Raw genomic sequence first — 19,987 nt, 5'->3', positions numbered from 1 at the left:
TGCCGGGATAGGGGTCGAGGTCTCTCGAAGATGAAGGTTCCTACACGCCTCATCCAAAGACCTCGACGTGCCCGACGCTACCGGTCGGGCGGGCTTGGCCTGCGCTGACCTGACCACGTTCTGCCGCCTCGGCGACCTCGGGTTGGAGGTGACCGGCCAGCAGATCCACCCCGATCGTGCGGTACTGGCATGCCGGGTGACCGACGACGACTCGTGGTGCCGCCGCTGCGGCGAAGAAGGCGTCAGCCGCGACAGCGTGACTCGCGAGCTTGCTCACGAGCCGTTCGGGTGGCGGCCCACCACCTTGCTGGTCACCATCCGTCGCTACCGCTGCGCTGGGTGTGCCCATGTGTGGCGCCAAGACCTCAGCAACGCCGCCGAACCGCGGGCCAAGTTGTCCCGTGGCGCGTTGCAGTGGGCGTTGAAAGCGATTGTCTGTCAACACTTGACCGTGGCCCGGGTCGCCGAGGCGCTGGCGGTGTCGTGGAACACCGCCAACAACGCCGTGCTCACCCATGGTCGCCGGGTGCTGATCGCTGATCCGGCTCGCTTCGACGGTGTCGCGGTGATCGGCGTCGATGAGCACGTTTGGCGCCACACTCGTCGCGGCGACAAGTACGTCACCGTCATCATCGACCTCACCCCGGTGCGCGACAAGACCGGTCCGGCCCGGCTGCTCGACATGGTTGAAGGCCGCTCCAAGAAAGCCTTCGCCGACTGGCTGGCCCAGCGCCCACAGCACTGGCGCGATCAGGTGGAAGTCGTTGCCATGGATGGATTCTCCGGCTTCAAGACCGCCACCACCGAAGAGCTGCCCGAGGCGACCACGGTGATGGATCCTTTCCACGTGGTGCGGCTGGAGCCGGCAACGCCCTCGACGACTGCCGCCGCCGCGTCCAGGTGGCCACCTGTGGGCACCGCGGCCGCAAGACCGACCCGCTCTATGCCTGCCGGCGCACCCTGCACACCGGTGCTGATCTGCTCACCGACCGCCAGAAAGCCCGGCTGACAGCCTTATTCACCGGCGACATTCATGTCGAGGTCGAAGCCACCTGGCACATGTATCAACGCGCCGTGGCCGGGCCGGTCTGTTAGTCGTCGGAGCTGCGGAGCGATCTTCGAAGGTCGCTGAGCGCGATGAAGGCTTCTTCGGTCGTCCCCAATGCCTTCGGAGTTGGCCCGGCTGGTGTGGGCATTGTGGCCAGTCGGCTCGCCAACCGGGTCAGGATGTCACGGTCGCCGTGTAGGGCGGCTCGTTCATCGTCGGTCAGGACAAGGTTCTCCAGCATTCGATCAATGCCGTCTTTCACGGACAACAGCTGGCCGGCACTGGATTGCTTGGGGAGGTAGAAGGGGCAGCGGGCGCAGGCGAGGCGGTGTGGACATTTCGCGAAGAAGTCATAGGTGCAGTACCCCTCGCCGAGGTCGTAATACTTCCATGGTTGTCCGTCCGCGGCTGCGCCGGTCATGATTGTGTCTCGGTCGATGAGGACCTGGATGGTGCGGACGTTGCGGGCGAAGTAGTCGGCTTTCTTGTAGGCGGCGGTGAGTCGGCGTTGCAGGATGGTGGCGTAGTGCCGGGTACTTGAATAGTGCTTATGGCCAAGCCACTCTTTCAGGTCGACCAGCGAGAGCGGTTCTGGTGCATTGAGTAGCTGTGTGGCGATGGTGGCGCGGGCGCGGTGACTGGTCAATGCTCCGCGCGAGTCATGCTCCGGGATACCAGCTTTGCGGCACAGCACCGGGATCAGGTGGGAGTTGAGGTAGGACGATCCGATGAGCTCACCGCGTACGCAGAACAGGAACTGCTGGTTCTGTCGGGTTTTGCGGTCCGTTAGGTCGGGTTGAGATGGGCGGACGGCCCGCCAGGCGTCGATGAGTTCGCCGACGAGCGGGTCGACGGGTTTGCTGAATGCTCTGCCGGTCTTGTTCGCCGGGACGTGCAGCAGGCAGATCGGAAAGGGTGCGCCTGTCTTGTCGTCGCGTCCCTCGTCGCGGCGCACGCAGTCCAGCGCCAAGCGGCGGATCTCGTCGATGCGTAGGCCCGCGAAGAGCCAGACGCCGATCAACGCGCGCACCATCTCGATCGGGTAGTAGGTGCGATGTTCTGAGCTCGCGGCACGGGCAGCAGCGCTGCCGTATTCCTTGAGATCCGTGGCCTCGACGGTTAATCCGGCAGCCATCAGTTTGGCCCAAGATGCATCGTCGATGATGCGCGGATTCGGACCGAGTTGGGCACGCACCGACAGGGGCCCCGCGAGCGCCTTGCGGGGGTCAAAGCGGGGAGTGATCCACTCCCAATCAATGAGATCGAGGAAGAATGCACGTACGCCGTCGATGCGTTGGACTTTTCCCACCGCGCTTAGAGACTGTCCGGTTCTGCGGGTGTCGCGGTTGCAGCCGGCCCATTGACCGTGGGTGGCGTTGAGGGTGTCAGCGACGTACTCGGCGGCGATGTCACGGGTCCACAGCTGCGGTTCGAGGGCCTCGGGGTGCTTTTCGGCAGCCCAGCGCCCGGCAATGAGGATGATGGCGAATCTTCCGCGGATAGATCCGGGTTCGATAGTGGTCGTGTTGCGCCATCGCAGAGCCCACTGGACCCACTCGTGCGGAGCGGAGTCCAGCGTTTGTTGGCGTGGCCCGCGCTGGCGGGCATTGCGAGCTATCGGTGCCTGCAGGATGCCGTCGTGCGCCAACACCCGGGACAGTTTGATCAGCCCCCTACGTCGGGCCCCGTTGCCGTAGAAGTCGGCCAGTGCGGCCACGGTGTCCTCGGTGAGATCGGTGAGGGTGGCGGTGCCGCTGCACAGTAGGAGGTCGCAGGTGGCCGCGGCGACTTGGCTGCCGCGGGTGTGTTCGGAGACTTCCCACCTGCGCAGGGTGTCCTGGACGTGGGCGATTGCGGCCTCTACGGCGGGTTTGCCGTAAGCCAGACTGGCGGTAGTTCGCACGGACACGCTGACGTCGTGGTGCAAAGTGCGGTGTCCGGCGACGACGTTGGCGATGGCAGTTATTGGGGCGCCGAGCTTGCTGCTCGAGTCCACGGTCGCCAGGTCACGCCATATCTGTAAGTCCCATTCCCAGTAAGGGCGTTGCTCGATGTGCACGCGTCGCAGGAGGTGGCTGCGTGCCCGCCCGGCAATGTCAGGCCGCCACCCCGTCAGCAGCGGGGTCACGGGGTTCACGAGGCGGTGCAACGCGCGGGTGGTGGGGGCGCTGAAATGCGGGCTTCCGTGGTCGAAAAGCTCAGCTAATACCGGGATTTCGTCATCGGTCAGCATGATCACCACATCGAAGCGAGAGCGGCCAGTCGCCGCTCTTGGTCGGCGTGCAGGGAGGTGGAGGCGGCGTGGAACTTCGCGGCCAGCTCGCGGCCGGACAGGTGGAGGTAGGTCAGGGTGGTCGAGAGGTCTCGGTGCCCGGCGTACTGCGCGATTTCGTCGATGTCCCATCCGGCCCGCGCCAAGTCCGTCAACCTGAGGTGCCGCAATGTGTGGGTAGACAACTCGGGCACCTGGGCCCGCCCGGCGATGGCAGTGACAGCTTTCGACCATGCCGAGGCACCGACTCCAGCCCCGGGATTACGGCGGGACGTGCTCAGGAAGAGGGCACCGTCGACCTTGCCGAACGTATCAGTGCGCTGCCGCAGGTAGCCCACCAACAGCCGCGCTGAGGTCGCCCCGAAGGCCACCGTTCTGGCGCGTTGGGACTTGGTCGTTTCCGCCCGCAGGTGGATCAGTGACCAGGCCGGCTCGAAGTCACCTATGCGCAGCGACACCAATTCTTCGCGACGCAGAGCCCCGTCGTAGGCCAGGCAGAGCATCAAACGGTTGCGCAGCGTGTCGGAGGTAGCAGCCTCCAGGATGCGCATCCACGCGTGCTCGTCGGGAATCCATGGAGCCTTATGGGCCACGCGGACCAAGCCTTGCCTCGGTTGTTTCCCGCGGCGGCCCGCCTGTCCCCGCCGAACCGGGTTACGTTCGCGGAGTTGATCTTCGACGAGGAAATCGTAGAATCCGCGGACCGCGACGACCCGCTGGTGCACCGTCGCGTCTGATAATCCACCCGCCCCGCCGTCGCCGCGGACGCGCGTGCGCATGTCCCCGATCCAGGCCGCCACGACGTCGCCTCGCGCAGTAACGGGATCAGCACCTGCCGCCACACAGTAGGTGAAGTAATCCTGCAGCGCCCGACCGTAGGCGTCGACCGTGTTGGGGGCGCGTCCGATGTTGGCCGTGAACTGTAACCATCGCCGACCCTGCTCATGAGCGCCAACGTCGGCGAAGCGCTCCCACGCAACCTCCTTCATGTCTTCACGGTAGACCCCTGTATTCCACATAAGGCAATAGCTGCAAGCACTTTTGAGCCAGTGATGACCAGTGAGCTGATGGACAAAGGCGTCGCAGTCAGCTCTTGTCCATCCCCATTGAATGAGGGGGTATCGCCCGGTTCGGGTTGTTGTGTTGTAGGCGGCGTCGCGCTCGGCGCGGCCGGTCTCGTCGAGTTCGAAGCCGACGTAATGCTGGTAGGGCTGCCCGCCGGTGAGTCGGGCGATCACCGGGTCGAGGACCGCGCCTTTCGCTCGGGCACTGCATTTACGGGCTCCGCCGCGCTGGGGCAGGGTGCCGGCGGTGAGCATCTCTGTCGACAGTGCGTAGCCCCCCGCGATGAACAGCCGGTCCGGTTCGGTGGTGTCGCTGAAGGTGGTGATGCCCTCGCCTGCGGCGGTGGTGAGCAGCTGGTTGCGGCCAACTTGGACGAACCGCACCCGGTGGCGGCGTAGCTCGGGGAGGACATAGCGCTCCACGTCGGCGCCGGTGGCGTTGAACTCGTCTCCGGTCATGGCGGTGATGACCACCAGGTCGGACAGGTCGAAGTCGCGGCTGGATGGGTCGGTGAGCCAGCGCAGCAGGATCGCCGTGCTGTCTAGCCCGAGGCCGTAGGACAGCACATGCCCAGGGTGGCGGCGTGTGCTCTCGCCGCTAAAGAGGCTGGCCTGCTCATGGTGTGGCTGGGTGTTCATCGTGGGGTCTCCCGCCCGTTCTTTTGCCTTCTGGCACTGAAGATTTGGGCCGGTAGAGGGCCGTGGAGTGCAAAGGTCCGGGCGGGGCAGGTCCCTGGTGAGCGCAGCGAACGTTTGTGGGGGAGCTGCCCCGAGCCTGTGGGCCCGGAGCGCAGCGGAGGCCGTGGCCTTGCGCGCAGCGGACCGCCGGCCACAATCGGAGGGCCAGAAAGGCAGACACGCGGTCGAGGCTTGGCAGCTCTGTCGGGGACGGGCCGGCCGCGGGCACGGCAGTGCCATCACCCCGAGGGGAGTGCAGCTGGTGTGGGTGTGGAAATCTCTGCAGATCAGAGGCGGGGGGCGCACTTAGGATCGCTGGTATGTCCGAGTTCGATGTGCAAGTTGATACCGATCACTTGAGCAAGGTGGTCACGGAGATTCGCGACCTCGCCGAGACCGTCCGTACGTACGGCAAAGCCGGGGCGTCCACCATCGCCGTGGCCGCACCGACGGCTCTGCACGTCATAGCCGCCCATCTCGAATCGGAGATGCGCAGCTGGGCTCACACCGACGGCACTCATGCGCGGCTGTTCAACGAGCAGCTCGGCGGGGAGGCCATTCGGTTTCCGGATCTGCGGGCGGTGTTGACCTACGTGACGCCGTCTCCGGTGAGTCGTGAGGTGCAGCAGGCCGAACTGCGGGCCGCCGGCGCCCGCTTGAGCGCCCTGGCCCACGAGTTGCCCGCACGCATGACGACGCAGTCCGTACCGAAGTTCGTCGCTCTCATTGAGGAGCAGGCGGCGGTGGTCATGGATTTCGCCGATGGTCTCGGCTAGGCGGGCGGGCAGGCGATGAGTCGCCGCAAGACGACCCCGTGGGCGGCACCGGGCCTGCCCGACATTCGCCGGCAGTGGTGCAACGCTTTGGACAGCCTTGTCGACCACCAATCCACCGCTCTGGCGGAACCGTCGCAAGCCCTGGGGTCGGCGGGGGAGAGCCTGCGGAGGTTGCAGCGGTTGCAGGCGAAGCTGGCTGAGACGTTGAGCCAGATGAGCGGCGAGGCTGACGTCATCAAAGGTGCTGAGCTGTACTGGGTTTCGCGTGACATGGTGGATGTCGCGCTCGATGCCGCCGATTCTCTTCCGGAGTGGACCCCGGCAATTGCCGCACCGGCGCCGACAGGGCTGTTGTGTTGGGCAAAGCCGGCCGGAAATGTGCCATGGAATGCGTTGAGCCCCAACGATCCCACCGAGGTTTCGTGGGATGGGGTGTGGTGGTGGTCTCGCCCCGACGGGGTGCTGCAACTGCAGCCGTTGTCGCGGTTGGCCAAAAACCCAGAACTACTCGCCCCCTACGGTGTGACCTCGCCGCTGTGGGTGACCAACCCGACGCTGCTGCTGCAGCCGCTGGTGCCGCGCACCGCTGAGGTGGCCAGATCGGCTGAGGCGTCGCCGTTGGTGAGCGTCGTCGGGGCGGCCTGGCTTTTGATGGGGCAACCCACGATCGCCTCAACGCGTGTTCTCGGCAGTGCAGCGCCGTCCCAGGCCGAGGCCCCCTCTCCTGGTGCCTCGAATCCGAACCGGGTGAGCATCATTGAGTTGCGGCGACCTATGAGCCCGCCCGGGGAACGCGATGGTTCATAGGTTGACCGTCAGTACCGGCACAGATGGTGGGTGGGCGGCCATTGGCGCCAGCAGGCGTGTGGCCCCAACCATGCCGATCGCCGCCCAAAGTGGATTGCGCCCTACGTCAAGGGCCCAGATGGCGCTCCGCTCAAGACGGACCGCGTTCATGTGTGGCGCCGCTAACGACACCCGAGCCGCTGGTCTCGGTGTGTAGGTTTTCACGGAAGGTGGCGAAATCTCACCGTAGTTGGCGGAATGATGGCGGATCTGATCCGCGGCCCCTCCACACTTTGGCGGCCAACAGAAGACTGACCGAATCCTAGCTATGACAGCGTGGCGCTGACCAGCAGAAACGGGGGCAAACCCAGTCGATGCGGGGCCTCGGCGCGCACGGCAGCGCTGGGGGCCGGCTCCTCGAACCTTTGAAGCGCAAAGCCGTGGACCAGCACCGCCGTGAGGTATGTCGAGATGGTGCGGTGGTAGTTGCCAGCTCGGCGAACGCTCTGCGGGTGCGCCGATCGCCAGAGCCCTTCGACGAAGTAGTCGCCGGCGAGACGTCGCACGCCGCTCGGCGTCGAGATCGACTCGGTGCCGGGGGCGTCAAAGCACGGATGCGGCACGGTGAAGGCGAGAAAGCCACCGGGGCGCAGCACTCGTCGGACCGATTTCAGGGCGGCATCAAGATCGGCAATGTTATTCAGCGACAACGCGGCGGTCACACCATCGACGGAGCCGTCCGCCACGGTGTGCAGGGTGGCTCCGTCATCGACTCGGTAGGCCACTCCAACTGGGTGAGCACGTTCTGCTGCCTCGGCGTGGGCAATCAGCGTGTGAGTGGGATCGATGCCCACCACGCGCGCTCCGGCCGTCGCCAGCGCGCGGCTGACTATGCCCTCACCGCACCCCACATCAAGGACATCGAAACCGGGCATTCTGTCGGGCAGAGCGTTGAGCAGAATGTCCCGCGAGAACTGATGCATCGCCGATCCGCCACGAACCAACTCGGCGTACCAGTCCGCGATGCCGTTCCAATCCGCCTCCATCGGCTGATGAGCTTATCCGGCGGGGCGCAGGGGGCGAGTCCTGCTCGGCCAAGGCAACTTGTTCAACGGTGGGTGGCTATCGCAGTGATCCACGGATGATGCGGGCTTTCCAAGAGCAGCGACTGGGCGAGCCATGTACGGCTGGGTTCATCGAGAAGTGGCAAGCAGCGCTGGAAGTCGACGGTGTCTTTGTCTCGGAGATGCTTGGCCTTATGCAGAAGTTGAATCTCCGGCCGCAAGTAGGTGATTCCGTCGTGGGACCAGAGGCAATCGCTCAGTGAGCGTGCGATGTTCGGGTTGCGTTTGTATCGCCAGGTCTGCCCGTCAACGCTGTTGAGCTGGATGTCGTATTCCCACGGGTCGGCTCCGCTGGCCCGCAACCAGAGGTTGCCGCACTGAGCCGACACATCTGAGCGCTGGTGGAGAAGGGGTGTGAGGCTCCCCGCCGCTGCCCACACGTCTAACGAGGCGCTGGCGAACTCAATGAACCCGTCAACCTCGGCACGTGGGATACCGACGTCGAGATCATCGTGCGCCCGTGGGGTCCTTACGAAGGCTTCGATCGCCCAACCGCCGGCAATCCACCATCGGCCCGAGTATCCGTGCAGGAATTTGGCCGCATCGCGCGGCGTACGGCCCTTCCACGGACCATAAAGCCGCACCACCTCGTCAGCGTCCAGCACAATCACAGTATCGCCGACAATCGATGGGCACCCTTGCGAGACAAAATATGAACCGTCGGGATTCTCTTGAAAAGCGACAGCACCGATCGAACGGTGCGCCCCGCCACTCGGACCGCGTTGTTGGAAATGATGCGGTTCGTGAGACAAACGCCAAGGCGTCGACAGTGAGACGACCTGGATAGCCGCAGTTCAGAGCGTCTAAGTATATGCAGCGAAAATTACGAACCTGCGCGGTGGCAACGATGACGCGCTCCACCGGTGAGTACCGTCGAAGCGTGACCCGCGCTTCGTTGTCGCCCGCTCGCCACGTGGCCCCCGCGCCGATGTTGGCGACGCTGGGCCCCGCACCGCGCGGCGGTCAGTTTGCTGTGGAGGTGAAGTTTGATGGCCAGCTTCACTGAACTTGTCAAACCCTGGCTAAGGATCCCCATCAGCTTTTTCACGCGGCGCCGCACAATGACGCAGGAGTGTGAGCGCCGAAGAGAAGCTCCAACTGTCGTGTCGCTGCCGTAGGCTGTTCGAGCGCAGTAGCGGGGGGAGTGTGTAGCAGCTTGAGCACATCGGAGCCGATGGGCGCCGTGCGAACGGATTTGCACGATGTGCCGAAGCCGACCCTCGTTGATCCGGGCGTGACGTTGCTCGGTCCATCAATCTCTCCTAAAGCTCGAATTTCCCTGTATTCGGATGTTGAATGGGAAGAATTCGTCTTGGAGTGGGTTTGCGCTATCGACGAAAACTACGTACAAATCAAGCGATTTGGCGGAGCGGGCGATAAAGGTGCTGACATCGCAGCATTCAAGACTGTGAATGGACTGGAAGGCGCTTGGGACTGTTTTCAATGTAAGCATTATGCTGCACAGCTTGCGCTTTCGGACATACTGCCCGAAATCCTCAAAATAATACTGGCCACATTAAATGGGGACTGCGTGTTCCCAGACAGCTATCAAATACTGGCTCCGAGGGGCTGCAGCACGCCTTGCGGACGAACTCTCAGCAGTCCCGAAAAACTTAAGAGAGCATTCCTGGAGAAGGTGGCCGACGGCGTACCGCTCGTAAAAGGTCTGAAGGCTGAGCAGATATTCGACATTCGCGCTTACGCCGAGGGCCTCGATTTCTCACGGTTCAAGTCTGTAGAGCTTGATGCGGTACTTCAAGTTCACGGGAATACGCCTTGGCACGCGGCGAGATTTGCGACAGCCTTAAGGCCTCGGCCTGCTGCGCTGCCGGCGCCGGACGAACCGGCAGTCCACGAAACCCGCTATGTTCAGCAGCTTGTTGAAGTCTTCGCCCAGCGGTTTCCAGCCGAAGGACTTACGTCGGAATCGATAGCATCAAATTCGAAGGTCGGTGAAAGCTTTCGACGCCACCGCGAAACATTTTACAAAGCAGAATCACTGCGACTATATGCGCGCGATTCTGTACCAGCAGGAACCTTCGAGAAATTGCAGGATGATATTTACGGCGGGGTGGTCGACACTCTCGAAGGCGAGCACCCGAGCGCTCATTCTAAAATGACAAGTGTCCTTGGTCTCGTCGGCCAGTTGGACCTCAATCGGCATCGGCTGATAACAGTCGCTGAAATTGACGACAGAAAGGGCATCTGCCACCAGCTTGCCAACGTTGACCGGATTGTATGGGTGACAGATGGCTGACCCGAACGACGCTGGTTCCAGCAACGGTCCGCGTCCGTCCTCGGCAGAACATGGCGGTATGGCCTTGTCGCCGCTGAACGGACCATTGGAGATTGGTCTACGAATCTTGATGGTGCTCACCGAAGCGTTCCCCGCGGAACTTGACCTGAACCAGTTGGTCCTCCTCGACCACGTGGTTCTTCACAGTGGCGACATTGGGGGTCCGGAGAGCCTGCATCCCGCCGTGCCGCTGCGGGTCGGTGAGATGAGCGTCAAGCGTGACAGCATTGAAGCCGGCATGCAGCTGTTGGTTCGCTTAGGTCTCGCCAGGATTAGTGTCACCGTCGCTGGCGTGCATTACACAGCTGGCGATTCGGCCCAACACTTCGTCGACATTCTCGGATCCACCTACTCGGCGATGCTTCGGAGCCGCACTAGTTGGGCGCTCGAGCGCTTCGCAGACTTGAGCGAGGAAACGTTGCGCGGCGGCACCAAGGCACTGTTCGATTCTTGGTCGGAAGAGTTTCACGCGCCCGACCAGACGCTTAGTGAAGACGAGGGTCCCAGTTGAACCGACTCGTACTGACGCATCTTAGTTTTGTTGGCGCTGACAAGCCGTCAGCCTCGGTAGACTTTGGTCCGGGGACCACTGTGATCTGCGGCCCGTCGGATACAGGGAAGTCATTTATAGTCAACGCAATTGACTTCATGATGGGTGGATCGAGTCTTGAGGAGATCCCGCAACGCGCTGGCTATACGACGGTTCTGCTCGGGTTCCGGTTACCCCAAGGCGACGAAGTTACAGTCTCGCGGTCGGTGACCGGCGGAGTCTTCGGGCTACATGAAGGACAACTACGGTCGCTACCTACTCTCCCCGCGGCACGGACCCTTGGAGCCAAGCATGCCGCGAACAGCGACAATCTGTCGCGATATCTTTTGGAGCAGTTGGGTATTGACGGCGCGCGGCTTCGCGTAAACCAGGACAACAAGACCCGTGAACTTAGCGTCCGCGACGTCGCGAGATTGAGCGTGATCGATGAGACCAAGATGCAGTCGAAAATCGCGCCACCATTGAGTGGCAGGCCCATCGATCGAACGGTGGAAGTTTCGGCTCTTAAGTTCTTGCTTGATGGTACCGACGACAGCGCATTGATCGCGGTTCCCTCAAAGAAAGATCGCCGGCAGATTGCGAACGCCAAAGTAGAGGTAATCGATGCGCTGATCCTTCGACTGCGAAACAAACTTGCTGATGTCGGCGATGAGGACGCTGTACGCAATCAACTGGCACGATTGAATAGTGCTCTGAGGGGCCAATATTCCGCTATATCTGACCTCGCAGACCAACGTCGCCAGGTAGCAGACAGACTCGCCCGACATGGGCGCGCCGCGGCCGACAACCGGCAGCGGAGTGCAGAGATCGAAGTTCTGGAATCTCGATTCTCACTGCTCCTAGATAAGTACGAGTCTGATCTGGCGAGACTCGAGATGGTCGGCGAAGCCGGTACACTACTCGGACTGTTTACCCCCGGGATCTGCGTATTCTGCGGTGCGGACCCAGACCACCAACGCCACGGCGACCATGTACCGCAAGACTCAACGAGCTTCGCGGAAGCCGTCACTGCCGAACGGCGTAAGACGGAGCTTCTGGCCGGCGAGTTGCGAAATACTCTTGCCGACCTGAACTCTGAACGACAATCAAAGCTGGCCATAGCAGATCAGATCGAAGATGCGATCGCCCAGTTGCGACTTCGCGTGCGTCGCCTCGATGACGCAATAACACCCCAACAGGCTGATCTGTCGGATCTAACCGCTCAGCGAAGCAAGCTTGACGGGTTCCTCAGTGATTACGCAGAGATCGCCGCGCTCGAAGAGATGAAGGATTCGGTCGAGGCGGAGAATGCAGCCGAGAAGGCGCAGGCAGCAACAAGTTTAGACCTGAAGACCATTAATCGCTTTTCCGAGGCCATCGCTGACAGGCTCGCCGCGTGGAATGTGCCGGATAGTGATCGCGTCCGCTACGACCGCAACGAGCAAGATTTAATAGCTGGCGATCAACTCCGATCTGCGCACGGCAAGGGTGTTCGCGCGATCCTCCACGCCGCCTTTACCATGGGACTAGCTCAATACTGTTTCGAGAATGATCGACCGCATCCCGGCTTCGTGGTGCTTGACTCGCCGCTAGTTACGTATCGTCCGCCTGACGAGGGAGAGTCCGATGATCTTGAAAAGCTAGATATCGGCGTAGCTGCCCGCTTCTACGCGGATATACAAGCCTCGTTCGACGGCCAGATCATCGTCATGGAGAACATGGATCCGCCTGAAGGCCTCGAGCCGAACTCGGCAGATGTCCGCTTCACAAAGTCGGTCAGTTCGGGACGATACGGGTTCTTTCCGGTTTAAGGAGCCGTCTGAACAGCTAAAATGGTGCCGACGCGACTGGCGCAGGTGGGACACCACCAGGAAGCAAAACGCGAAGCATCGAACGCCTGGGTGCTCCTCTCAACTGAGGAGATATCTGTGAGCGCTGACGTTATCGACGGCATCGCCGTTGCAAGCCGAATTCTGTCCGACACTGCTGTCCGCGCCGCACAGTTCGCCGAGATCGCGGGCCGAAAGCCGTGCCTTGCGACCGTCCTGGTGGGCGACGATCCCGCTTCTCATACCTACGTGCGGATGAAGACCAACCGATGCCGAACCGTCGGCCTGGAATCCAAATCCCATCGACTTTCCCAGACTGCCACCACCACGGAAGTGGTGACGCTCGTCGCGAGGCTGGCGCGCGACATTACCGTGGACGGCATCTTGGTTCAGCACCCCATGCCGAACCAGGTAGACGAAAGGCAGGTATTCGAGGCCATCACCCCCACGAAGGACGTCGACGGCGTGACGGGCGCATCGTTCGCGGCAATGGCACTGGGAGACAAGGGATTCGCATCCTGCACTCCCGGAGGCATCATGCACTTACTCGACGCCTATGGTGTCGATCCCTCCGGGCAACGCGCTGTCGTCGTCGGCCGCAGCCCCATCCTTGGCAAACCAGTCGGGATGCTGCTCCTGGCGCGCGACGCCACGGTGACCTACTGCCACTCCAAGACCGCCGACCTCCCCGGCGTGGTGAGTGAAGCCGATATCGTCGTCACCGCCGTCGGTCGGCCCGAACTCATCAAGGGCAACTGGATAAAGGCCGGTGCGGTCGTGATCGACGCCGGTTACAACCCCGGCAACGTTGGCGATGTCGAGTACTCCGCGGCGGCCCAACGTGCCCGACTCATCACCCCCGTTCCCGGCGGGGTAGGGCCGACCACGATCGCGGTACTACTTGCCCAAACTGTCGATGCTGCAGAGTCCGCCCACAGCGTCGCGTAGAGCGTTAGCGGCCCAGGAGCTGGACCAGCTGTTCGGCACCGGTGATCACGGGAACGTACTGCTGGCGAACCGGTGATTCTAACCAGACGTCTCGGTCCAATTGGTACACCTCTTCGGTGTGGGTGCAACCGTGCTCGGTGATGTGATGGCGATCAACGAGGCGGTAGCCGAGTTTGGTCGATATCCCAACGCTGGCCTGGTTGTCGACGAGCACCCAGGACTTCGCCGACTCTGCGTGCAGATGAGTGAAGGCGAGTTCGAGAATCGCTGTACGAGTTTGTGTTCCAATACCGCGGCCCTGAAAGGGAGAAAGTAACCATGACGTCGTTCCCACGATGCGGCGGTGTGGCCATCCGTCGAATCCAGACAGACTCTGCAGGCCGACCGGTTCACCACCGACTTTGACCGCGAGGTCGAGCGTCCAGCCGGGACGGCTGGTCAGATCGCGGTTCGCCTGCACACGCGCAACGCGCTGTTGTGCGATCTCTTGCGGTGTGCGGCCCTGAATCCACATCACGAAGTGCGATCTTTCTGCAGGAAGGACAGCTTCGGGTTCAGCGGCACGCTGCGCGAGCTGGCACAGCTCATCATCGGCTGGGGGCGCCAGCTGGGCGCCGTCGAGCTCCAGAAGCAGGGGCATTGGCCTACGGTAATCGCGGATCGGCGATGGACCGAATGGCTGGAAAGTCGCGGGGTTCGAGCAATAGCTATATCAGTACGGTGCTGACCAGCAGAAACGGCGGTAATCCCAAACGATGTGGGGCCTCGGCCCGTACGGCGTCGCTGGGGGCCGGATCCGTGCAACTGCGCAGTGTGAAGCCGTGGTCGAGCACCGCGGTGAGATAGGTCGAGATGGTGCGGTGGTAGTTGCCCGCTCGGCGAACGCTCTGCGGGTGCGTCGATCGCCAGAGCCCTTCGGCGAAGTATTCGCCGGCGGTGCGTCGCATCCCACTCGACGTCGTGATTGTCTCGGAGCCGGGGGCGTCAAAGCAGGGGTGTGGCACGGTGAAGCTAAGAAATCCATTGGTGCGCAACACTCGTCGGATCGATCTCAACGCAGCATCGAGATCGGCGATGTTGTTAAGTGACAGCGCAGCGGTCACTCCGTCGACGGAATCGTTGGCCACGGTGGCGAGCGTGGTTCCGTCATCAACTCGGTAGGTCACTCCGAGTGGGAGGGCACGTTCTGCTGCCTCCGCATGGGCAATCAGCTTGTGAGTGGGATCAATACCCAGTACGCCCGCTCCGGCTGACGCGAGCGCACGACTGACGATGCCCTCACCGCACCCCAGATCAAGGACGGCGAGACCCAGCAGTTTTTCAGGCAGAGCATTCAGGAGCATGCCCCGCGAGAAATGATGCATCGCCGACCCGCCACGAACCAACTCGGCATACCAGTCCGCGATGCCGTCCCAATCCGCCTCCATCAGCTGCCGACCTTATCCGGTGGCGCCCCGGCTCCGCTGGACCACGTGTTCAATGGTTGGCAGCGATCTCGGTGAGCCACTGATGGTGCGGGCTTTCCAAACGCAGCGTCTGGGCAAGCCATGTACGGCTCGGTCCATCGAGAAGTGGTAAGCAGCGCTGAAAGTCGACGGCATCCTTCTCTCGCACATGCTTGGCCTTGTGCAGAAGTTGTATCTCCGGTCGCAGGTAGGCGATCCCATCGTGGGACCATAGGCAATCGCTCAGGGGACGAGAAATGTTCGGGTTGCGTTTGTATCGCCAGGTTGGGCCGTCGACGTCGTTGAGCTGGACGTCGTATTCCCACGGGTCTGCTCCACTCGCCCGCAACCAGAGGTTGCCGCAGTGAGGCGACACATCTGAGGATCGATCGAGTAGAGGTGTGAGGCTCCCTGCCGCTGCCCATACGTCTAATGAAGTACTGGCGAACTCAATGAAGCCGTCAACCTCGCCACGAGGGATACCGATGTCGAGATCGCCATGAGCCCGCGGGGTTCCGACGAACGCTTCGATAGCCCAGCCGCCGGCAATCCACCACTGGCCCGAATAACCGTTAAGGAATCTGGCCGCGTCATGCGGAGTGCGGCGCTTCCATGGACCGTAAAGCCGGACCACTTCGGCAGGATCGAGTACGGTCACAGCGCTCCCAGTCCAGGGATGATGTCCCTCAGGCTGAAGGTGAGCGGCTGCTCCAGTTGCGCGTATGTGCACGAACGTGGGTCGCGGTCGGGCCGCCAGCGGTTGAACTGCGCGGTGTGATAGTAGGGAGCCGATCGCGTCGTCGCTGGACTTGTGCACGCGATAGCCAGCGATGACACAGTCAGCCGTCCGCTGGTGCTTGACCTTGAACATGACCCGTTTGTCGGGCTGATAGGTGACGGTCAGCGGTTTGGCGATTACCCCGTCGAGGCCGGCTCCTTCGAACTCTTCGAACCATCGTTGTGCGGTCGCTAGGTCGGTGGTCGCTGGTGTGAGGTGGACCGAGGGACCGGAGTCGGCCAACGCCCCAACGAGTGCGTCGCGGCGCTCGGTAAACGGCCGCCGGGTGTAGTCCTCGTCGCCCAATGCGAGGAGATCGAACGCTATGAAGGACGCTGGGGTCTTCTCCGCGAGCATCCGTACTCGCGAGTCCGCTGGGTGGATGCGCTGCTGCAGCGCCTCGAAGTCCAAGCTGTGGTCGGTGGCGATGATGATCTCACCGTCGACGACGCATCGCTCGGGCAACTCAGCGGTGACCGCGGCGACCAGTTCGGGGAAATACCGGGTCAGGGGTCGTTCGTTACGGCTGCCCAGCTGAACCTCCGCGCCATCGCGAAAGCAGATCGAACGGAACCCGTCCCACTTGGGTTCATAGGATGCATCGGGCGGGATGGCCGAGACCGATTTGGCCAGCATCGGTGAGACCGGTGGCATGACGGGTAGCTTCACAGTCTCATTGTGGTCTCTGGTCCGCGAACGGGTTGGCCCCGTGCGAAAGCCGTTGCCGAGCTTCGGATTGTCGAATACGCAGATGCTTGATGCTTTCCTCCAGCGCGGCGACCTCGCCGAGCCACGCTCGGTCCTTCGCCTCTGCGAGGCGCTGCTCGGCGTTCTCGGTCATCTCGTCGATGCGGCCCAGCTGAGCAGGGTCTACGCGCAAAAACCGGCATCGAGTGCAGGCGTGCTCGTGGACGCAGGGTGTGCCGTAGGGGCGGTGGCACTCGCCGAGCGCTACGCGGCGCAGTAGGAAATGTTCTTCGAAGTCGGCCCACTCGTCGTCGTCGGCGACCTTGGCCTCCTCGAAAGGTCGCAGTTGGCGACGGCGCTCGATGAACGCCTGGTGGGCAGTGACGATGTGCTCAGGGAACACCGCCGTGTAGCCGCGCGTGGTGTCAAGGTTGAGGTGGCCGAGCAACGCCGCGGCGATGTGCAGTGGAAGACCGTTGTTGACCGCATCGGTGGCGAACAGGCGACGGAAGTCGTGCGGACTGAAGTGCACCGGGCGACCCGCATCGGTCAACCTGGCGATCGCGGCGAGGTGGATCAGGATCTGGCGCACATAGTGCCGGCCCAGCACTTCGTGGCGGGTGCCCAAGGGACGTGCGAACAGGTGTGGGAATGGTTCGCTGTGGACCTTGTCGTTGGTGTCGTAGGCAACTGACAGCGGCACCTGATCCTTGCCGGCCTTGGCGCGGCGCAGCACCTCAAGCAGCACCGCCACCAGTTCCCGGGGTCATGGGGATGAGCCGCTCGCAGTCGGTCTTGGACGGCACGATGTGCAGCAACGGCACCAGAGTGGCGGTGGTGGAGGCGGTGTAGTGCCGAAGCGACAGCTGAGTTAGCTCCAGTAGTTCTTCGATGCGAATACCTGTGTGACGCAACGTCTCCACGACGGCCCAACCCCAGAAGCCTTCCTCTTCCAGCGCTGTTACGTCGATGCGCTGAGCGCGACCCCGGATCCAGCTCGGTCGTTGCTGCCCGGGAGCGAGGTGCGCCCAGATCCGGGCCCGTTCGTCGCCGTCACGTCGCAGCGGTGGGCAGTGCCGCAGAAACGTGGAGCCGTCGACCACGAATTCCTGGTCGTGCACGCAGGCCAGGGCGCGCTGCAGCAGCATCGCGGTACGGTCCTTGTGGGCGGCAGCCGTCGCCAGTATCGCGGGTAGCAGCGGCGTCAGCATGCGGGTGCGGTCCTGCATTGTGGCCTTCTGGCGGCGTTTCTCCTTGGCCGCCGCTCGGCTGAGTGCTCGCGGCACTGGGCACGGCGCCACCCACACGCCCCAGCGGGCGGGGTCGTCGTGCGACCACTCGGCCAGGTCGCGATACATCCCGCGGATGGCGAACAGGGTCGAATGCACTTCGCGTCGCGGTCGGCCGTCCAGGGTCAGCGCCAAGCGTTCTCGCCACGCCGTCACCACCTCGGCCGAGATCGCCAAGTTGGCCTGACCGGGGTTGATCTGCAGGATCTCCCACCAGAACAGCCTGGCCAATCGGTAGGCCAAGCCTTCCAACGAGCTGTAATCCATGTTGGGCTGAAGCTCTTCGAGGTAGCCCACCAGGACATCACGCATCCCTGAGGCGGGGATGCCGTATCTGTCGACCATCGTCGCGGCGCTGTGTTGGCGTGAGTTGCCCCGCGCCGACCACGTCGCCCTTAGCGTCGGTGCCTCCCCCGCCAAGGGGCCCAACGCGACCAGCAGCTCCCAGATGAGGTGTTCGCGTCGCTGCCGCCCCGAGGTACGCACGACATCTGCGTAAAACAGCAGATCGTCACCGCACACCTCGGCAATGGTCTTTCCGGTGCGAATCATCACCCGCGCCAACGCCTTTTCGGCGTCGGCCTGGTACTTGGGCACCGCGTCCTGGTAAGCGGGCAGCGCACGTAGCCGTTCCAAGTCCGGACCGCCGTTGTAGTCGAGGAACCTCCACAGGTTCACTCTTTGCTTGGAGTCCAGCAGCCAACTGTATGACGGCCGTAGCGCCCGAACCCGCAGCAGCGCATTGACTGCTTTGAGCGTGGGTGACCAGTGATCGTAGTGCGGCAAAGCGTCATGCTCGAACCAGCTGCGAGGTGCGGCGTCGTAGCCACTGGCCAACCACCGCTGCTCCCACGTCTGCCCGGGATACCGAGCCAGCACACCCAGCATTGCTCGCGTTCCTCGAACGATGGGCTGCAGCTGCTGGGGTGCCATGGTTTGGTGATACTCGGCGACGACGTCGCACAACTCCGTGATGCTCAACGCCTGCATCGCCGCACCGCGGGCATGATCGGGCAGCGGCGGGGGCGCATGATTGGCGTCATACCCCCATAGGGGACGTACGCCGCCTGCGGGGCCGAATCGGCTGTCCGCCGGGATCGCTTGTAAGTGAGGAGAATCGGGCCTCGACAGCAGCTGGACTTGGGGGCTCATCGCGCGGCGCGTCGCCGCAGCCTGTCGGCGTTGCGGTGACCGGGTGTCCTCGGCGCTCAACGCGGCAGCCCCAGCAGCTCTCGGACCGCCGCGGCGTCATAGGCCGGTTCGATAGTCGCCACATCGGCCTTCGGTCGGGCGTGATGTTCGAGGACCTTGCCGATCAAATCTTCTAGGCGCGGCTGGGTGTAGATCTGGGTGGTGGTGACGCTTGCATGGCGTAGCACGGTCTGCACATCGACCAAGGTGAAGGCGGGATCAGCCAACATCCGCGCAGCGGCGGTATGGCGAAAGTCATGCAATGACCAGTTCGCGCCCAAGCTGGCATTGGCGCGGCGCAGCACCGCGCGCATGGCGTGGTAGTTCAGCGGTGCCGGGCGGGAGCGTCGGGTCCACCACACCGGGGCGCCAGGCTGCATAGGTGGTTGCTCGGCCAGGTAGAGCGCCAGCCACACGAACGAGTCCACCGATGCCGGCACCGTCTCCCGCACGCGGCTTCCCTTACTGGTCACCGTGATTGTGTATCGGCCGGCATCCAGATCGCCGTGACGCAGGCCCAACAGCTCCGACGCGCGAACGCCTGAGGACAGATAGAAACTCACCAGCGCTCGGTCACGGTGACTGCGCAGCGCGTTGAACAGAGCTGCGGCAGCATCATCAGGGATCGCCCGCCACACCGGCCGGGGAGTCTTCTGCCGATAGTTCGCGCGCCGGAAGATCGCAAAGTCTTCCATCGGGTTGTGGTGAGCATGCGGCCGACCACTATGCCTAGCACGCTGTGCAGGAACTGGATTCACCAACGGACCCAGGTCGGCGGCACAGGCGTGTTCGTAGAACCCGAACAAGACCGACAGTTGATGATTGATGGTGCGAGGCGCGTACTTGCCCGACAACTCCGTCTTGCCGGTCACCGCGTTCACCGACCCCGGCGGCGGCGCATCCGCACGTCGGCGCAACCGCTGCGGATTGGGCACCACCCGCAGGTGCTCGACGAACGCGCGGACGTCGACCCGTTCGGCTCGCTCCCAATTGATCAGGCGTTCGTGGAGGAACCGGAACCACCGCAGCAGGTCGAACGCGTAACTTCGAACTGTGAGTGGACTGCAATCCGACGCCGCCAGCTCCCGCAGGTACGACGTGGCACCCACGTGCTCGACATCGGGGAAGATCACCCGCCACGGCAGGCCGGACTCGGCTGACTCCACCGGTCCCAACTCGCCCATTACCGGATCCTCCGCCCGCTGCACCCACCCCACCGGCAGGCTCGCCGAAGTTCAGTCAACTAG

At 63.1% G+C, this 19,987-nt stretch carries 16 protein-coding genes, 3 pseudogenes and 1 riboswitch; of the genes and pseudogenes, 8 read left to right on the top strand and 11 right to left on the bottom strand.

What is annotated here, in order from left to right; all coding sequences use genetic code 11:
- Positions 1 to 67: 67 nt before the first annotated feature.
- Positions 68 to 1,080, top strand: a pseudogene (locus tag ACAG24_RS24905) (ISL3 family transposase); the annotation flags it as partial.
- An 11-nt stretch (positions 1,081 to 1,091) separates the two neighbouring features.
- Here the strand turns inward: ACAG24_RS24905 and ACAG24_RS24900 are convergent.
- On the bottom strand, positions 1,092 to 3,281 hold the full coding sequence (locus tag ACAG24_RS24900; protein WP_370475548.1) for a tyrosine-type recombinase/integrase: 2,190 nt from the start codon (positions 3,279 to 3,281) through the stop codon (positions 1,092 to 1,094).
- Positions 3,282 to 3,283: 2 nt separating this feature from the next.
- A complete protein-coding gene (locus ACAG24_RS24895) occupies positions 3,284 to 5,023 on the bottom strand; it encodes a tyrosine-type recombinase/integrase (RefSeq protein WP_370475549.1) in 1,740 nt (579 codons plus the stop codon).
- Positions 5,024 to 5,382: 359 nt separating this feature from the next.
- On the opposite strand from ACAG24_RS24895, the gene ACAG24_RS24890 reads away from it, so the two are divergent.
- Both ACAG24_RS24890 and ACAG24_RS24885 read left to right on the top strand, forming a co-directional pair.
- The gene (locus tag ACAG24_RS24890; protein ID WP_370475550.1) at positions 5,383 to 5,838 is read left to right on the top strand and encodes a hypothetical protein; all 456 of its coding nucleotides are present in this window, start codon (positions 5,383 to 5,385) and stop codon (positions 5,836 to 5,838) included.
- Between the two features lie 15 nt (positions 5,839 to 5,853).
- Positions 5,854 to 6,645: a hypothetical protein gene (locus tag ACAG24_RS24885; protein ID WP_370475552.1), complete on the top strand. Its 792-nt coding sequence runs from the start codon at positions 5,854 to 5,856 to the stop codon at positions 6,643 to 6,645.
- A gap of 305 nt (positions 6,646 to 6,950) precedes the next feature.
- Here ACAG24_RS24885 and ACAG24_RS24880 read toward each other — a convergent pair whose 3' ends face one another.
- Positions 6,951 to 7,670: a class I SAM-dependent methyltransferase gene (locus tag ACAG24_RS24880; protein ID WP_370475553.1), complete on the bottom strand. Its 720-nt coding sequence runs from the start codon at positions 7,668 to 7,670 to the stop codon at positions 6,951 to 6,953.
- Positions 7,671 to 7,732: 62 nt separating this feature from the next.
- Positions 7,733 to 8,353 (bottom strand): hypothetical protein, encoded by a 621-nt coding sequence (locus tag ACAG24_RS24875; RefSeq protein ID WP_370475554.1) that lies wholly within the window; start codon positions 8,351 to 8,353, stop codon positions 7,733 to 7,735.
- Between the two features lie 551 nt (positions 8,354 to 8,904).
- Between ACAG24_RS24875 and ACAG24_RS24870 the strand changes: the two genes are divergently transcribed.
- The 5 genes and pseudogenes from ACAG24_RS24870 to ACAG24_RS24850 all read left to right on the top strand — a co-directional run bounded on the left by ACAG24_RS24870 (position 8,905) and on the right by ACAG24_RS24850 (position 13,350).
- Positions 8,905 to 10,005, top strand: a complete 1,101-nt coding sequence (locus tag ACAG24_RS24870; protein ID WP_370475556.1) for an ABC-three component system protein — start codon at positions 8,905 to 8,907, stop codon at positions 10,003 to 10,005.
- The gene (locus ACAG24_RS24865) at positions 9,998 to 10,555 is read left to right on the top strand and encodes an ABC-three component system middle component 2 (RefSeq protein ID WP_370475557.1); all 558 of its coding nucleotides are present in this window, start codon (positions 9,998 to 10,000) and stop codon (positions 10,553 to 10,555) included. The genes ACAG24_RS24870 and ACAG24_RS24865 overlap by 8 nt, the downstream gene beginning before the upstream one ends.
- Positions 10,552 to 10,767 (top strand): annotated as a pseudogene (locus tag ACAG24_RS24860) (AAA family ATPase); the annotation flags it as partial. The gene ACAG24_RS24865 and the pseudogene ACAG24_RS24860, both read left to right, overlap by 4 nt.
- Before the next feature lie 33 nt (positions 10,768 to 10,800).
- Positions 10,801 to 12,384, top strand: a complete 1,584-nt coding sequence (locus ACAG24_RS24855; RefSeq protein WP_370475604.1) for a hypothetical protein — start codon at positions 10,801 to 10,803, stop codon at positions 12,382 to 12,384.
- Positions 12,385 to 12,406: 22 nt separating this feature from the next.
- Positions 12,407 to 12,483: riboswitch (ZMP/ZTP riboswitch) on the top strand.
- Between the two features lie 18 nt (positions 12,484 to 12,501).
- Positions 12,502 to 13,350 carry a bifunctional 5,10-methylenetetrahydrofolate dehydrogenase/5,10-methenyltetrahydrofolate cyclohydrolase gene (locus tag ACAG24_RS24850; RefSeq protein WP_445206227.1) on the top strand — a complete coding sequence of 283 codons (849 nt, stop codon included), beginning with the start codon at positions 12,502 to 12,504 and terminating at the stop codon, positions 13,348 to 13,350.
- Between the two features lie 4 nt (positions 13,351 to 13,354).
- Here ACAG24_RS24850 and ACAG24_RS24845 read toward each other — a convergent pair whose 3' ends face one another.
- The 7 genes and pseudogenes from ACAG24_RS24845 to ACAG24_RS24815 form a co-directional block, all read right to left on the bottom strand.
- Positions 13,355 to 13,990, bottom strand: a complete 636-nt coding sequence (locus ACAG24_RS24845) for a GNAT family N-acetyltransferase (RefSeq protein ID WP_370475560.1) — start codon at positions 13,988 to 13,990, stop codon at positions 13,355 to 13,357.
- 67 nt (positions 13,991 to 14,057) lie between these two features.
- Positions 14,058 to 14,777, bottom strand: a complete 720-nt coding sequence (locus tag ACAG24_RS24840; protein ID WP_370475561.1) for a class I SAM-dependent methyltransferase — start codon at positions 14,775 to 14,777, stop codon at positions 14,058 to 14,060.
- Between the two features lie 49 nt (positions 14,778 to 14,826).
- A complete protein-coding gene (locus ACAG24_RS24835) occupies positions 14,827 to 15,453 on the bottom strand; it encodes a nucleotidyltransferase domain-containing protein (RefSeq protein ID WP_370475562.1) in 627 nt (208 codons plus the stop codon).
- Positions 15,450 to 16,242, bottom strand: a pseudogene (locus tag ACAG24_RS24830) (ATP-dependent DNA ligase). Before ACAG24_RS24830 ends, ACAG24_RS24835 begins: the two are co-directional and overlap by 4 nt.
- 4 nt (positions 16,243 to 16,246) lie before the next feature.
- On the bottom strand, positions 16,247 to 17,014 hold the full coding sequence (locus tag ACAG24_RS24825) for a tyrosine-type recombinase/integrase (RefSeq protein WP_370475564.1): 768 nt from the start codon (positions 17,012 to 17,014) through the stop codon (positions 16,247 to 16,249).
- Positions 16,998 to 18,701 carry a site-specific integrase gene (locus ACAG24_RS24820; protein WP_374150799.1) on the bottom strand — a complete coding sequence of 568 codons (1,704 nt, stop codon included), beginning with the start codon at positions 18,699 to 18,701 and terminating at the stop codon, positions 16,998 to 17,000. Before ACAG24_RS24820 ends, ACAG24_RS24825 begins: the two co-directional genes overlap by 17 nt.
- A 56-nt stretch (positions 18,702 to 18,757) precedes the next feature.
- Positions 18,758 to 19,924 carry a tyrosine-type recombinase/integrase gene (locus ACAG24_RS24815; RefSeq protein ID WP_370475567.1) on the bottom strand — a complete coding sequence of 389 codons (1,167 nt, stop codon included), beginning with the start codon at positions 19,922 to 19,924 and terminating at the stop codon, positions 18,758 to 18,760.
- Positions 19,925 to 19,987: the final 63 nt, after the last annotated feature.

It is taken from the genome of Mycobacterium bulgaricum (assembly GCF_041287165.2).
GTDB lineage: Bacteria > Actinomycetota > Actinomycetes > Mycobacteriales > Mycobacteriaceae > Mycobacterium > Mycobacterium bulgaricum.
Note: the sequence above shows the minus strand (reverse complement) of the source record. Positions and strands in the feature narration are given on the sequence as shown.

Excerpts from the sequence above, each read along its gene's own strand:
- ACAG24_RS24900 (WP_370475548.1), bottom strand. The coding sequence starts at position 3,281 with ATGCTGACCGATGACGAAATCCCGGTATTAGCTGAGCTTTTCGACCAC.
- ACAG24_RS24895 (WP_370475549.1), bottom strand. The coding sequence starts at position 5,023 with ATGAACACCCAGCCACACCATGAGCAGGCCAGCCTCTTTAGCGGCGAG.
- ACAG24_RS24890 (WP_370475550.1), top strand. The coding sequence starts at position 5,383 with ATGTCCGAGTTCGATGTGCAAGTTGATACCGATCACTTGAGCAAGGTG.
- ACAG24_RS24885 (WP_370475552.1), top strand. The coding sequence starts at position 5,854 with ATGAGTCGCCGCAAGACGACCCCGTGGGCGGCACCGGGCCTGCCCGAC.
- ACAG24_RS24880 (WP_370475553.1), bottom strand. The coding sequence starts at position 7,670 with ATGGAGGCGGATTGGAACGGCATCGCGGACTGGTACGCCGAGTTGGTT.
- ACAG24_RS24865 (WP_370475557.1), top strand. The coding sequence starts at position 9,998 with ATGGCTGACCCGAACGACGCTGGTTCCAGCAACGGTCCGCGTCCGTCC.
- ACAG24_RS24845 (WP_370475560.1), bottom strand. The coding sequence starts at position 13,990 with ATGCCCCTGCTTCTGGAGCTCGACGGCGCCCAGCTGGCGCCCCCAGCC.
- ACAG24_RS24840 (WP_370475561.1), bottom strand. The coding sequence starts at position 14,777 with ATGGAGGCGGATTGGGACGGCATCGCGGACTGGTATGCCGAGTTGGTT.
- ACAG24_RS24820 (WP_374150799.1), bottom strand. The coding sequence starts at position 18,701 with ATGAGCCCCCAAGTCCAGCTGCTGTCGAGGCCCGATTCTCCTCACTTA.
- ACAG24_RS24815 (WP_370475567.1), bottom strand. The coding sequence starts at position 19,924 with ATGGGCGAGTTGGGACCGGTGGAGTCAGCCGAGTCCGGCCTGCCGTGG.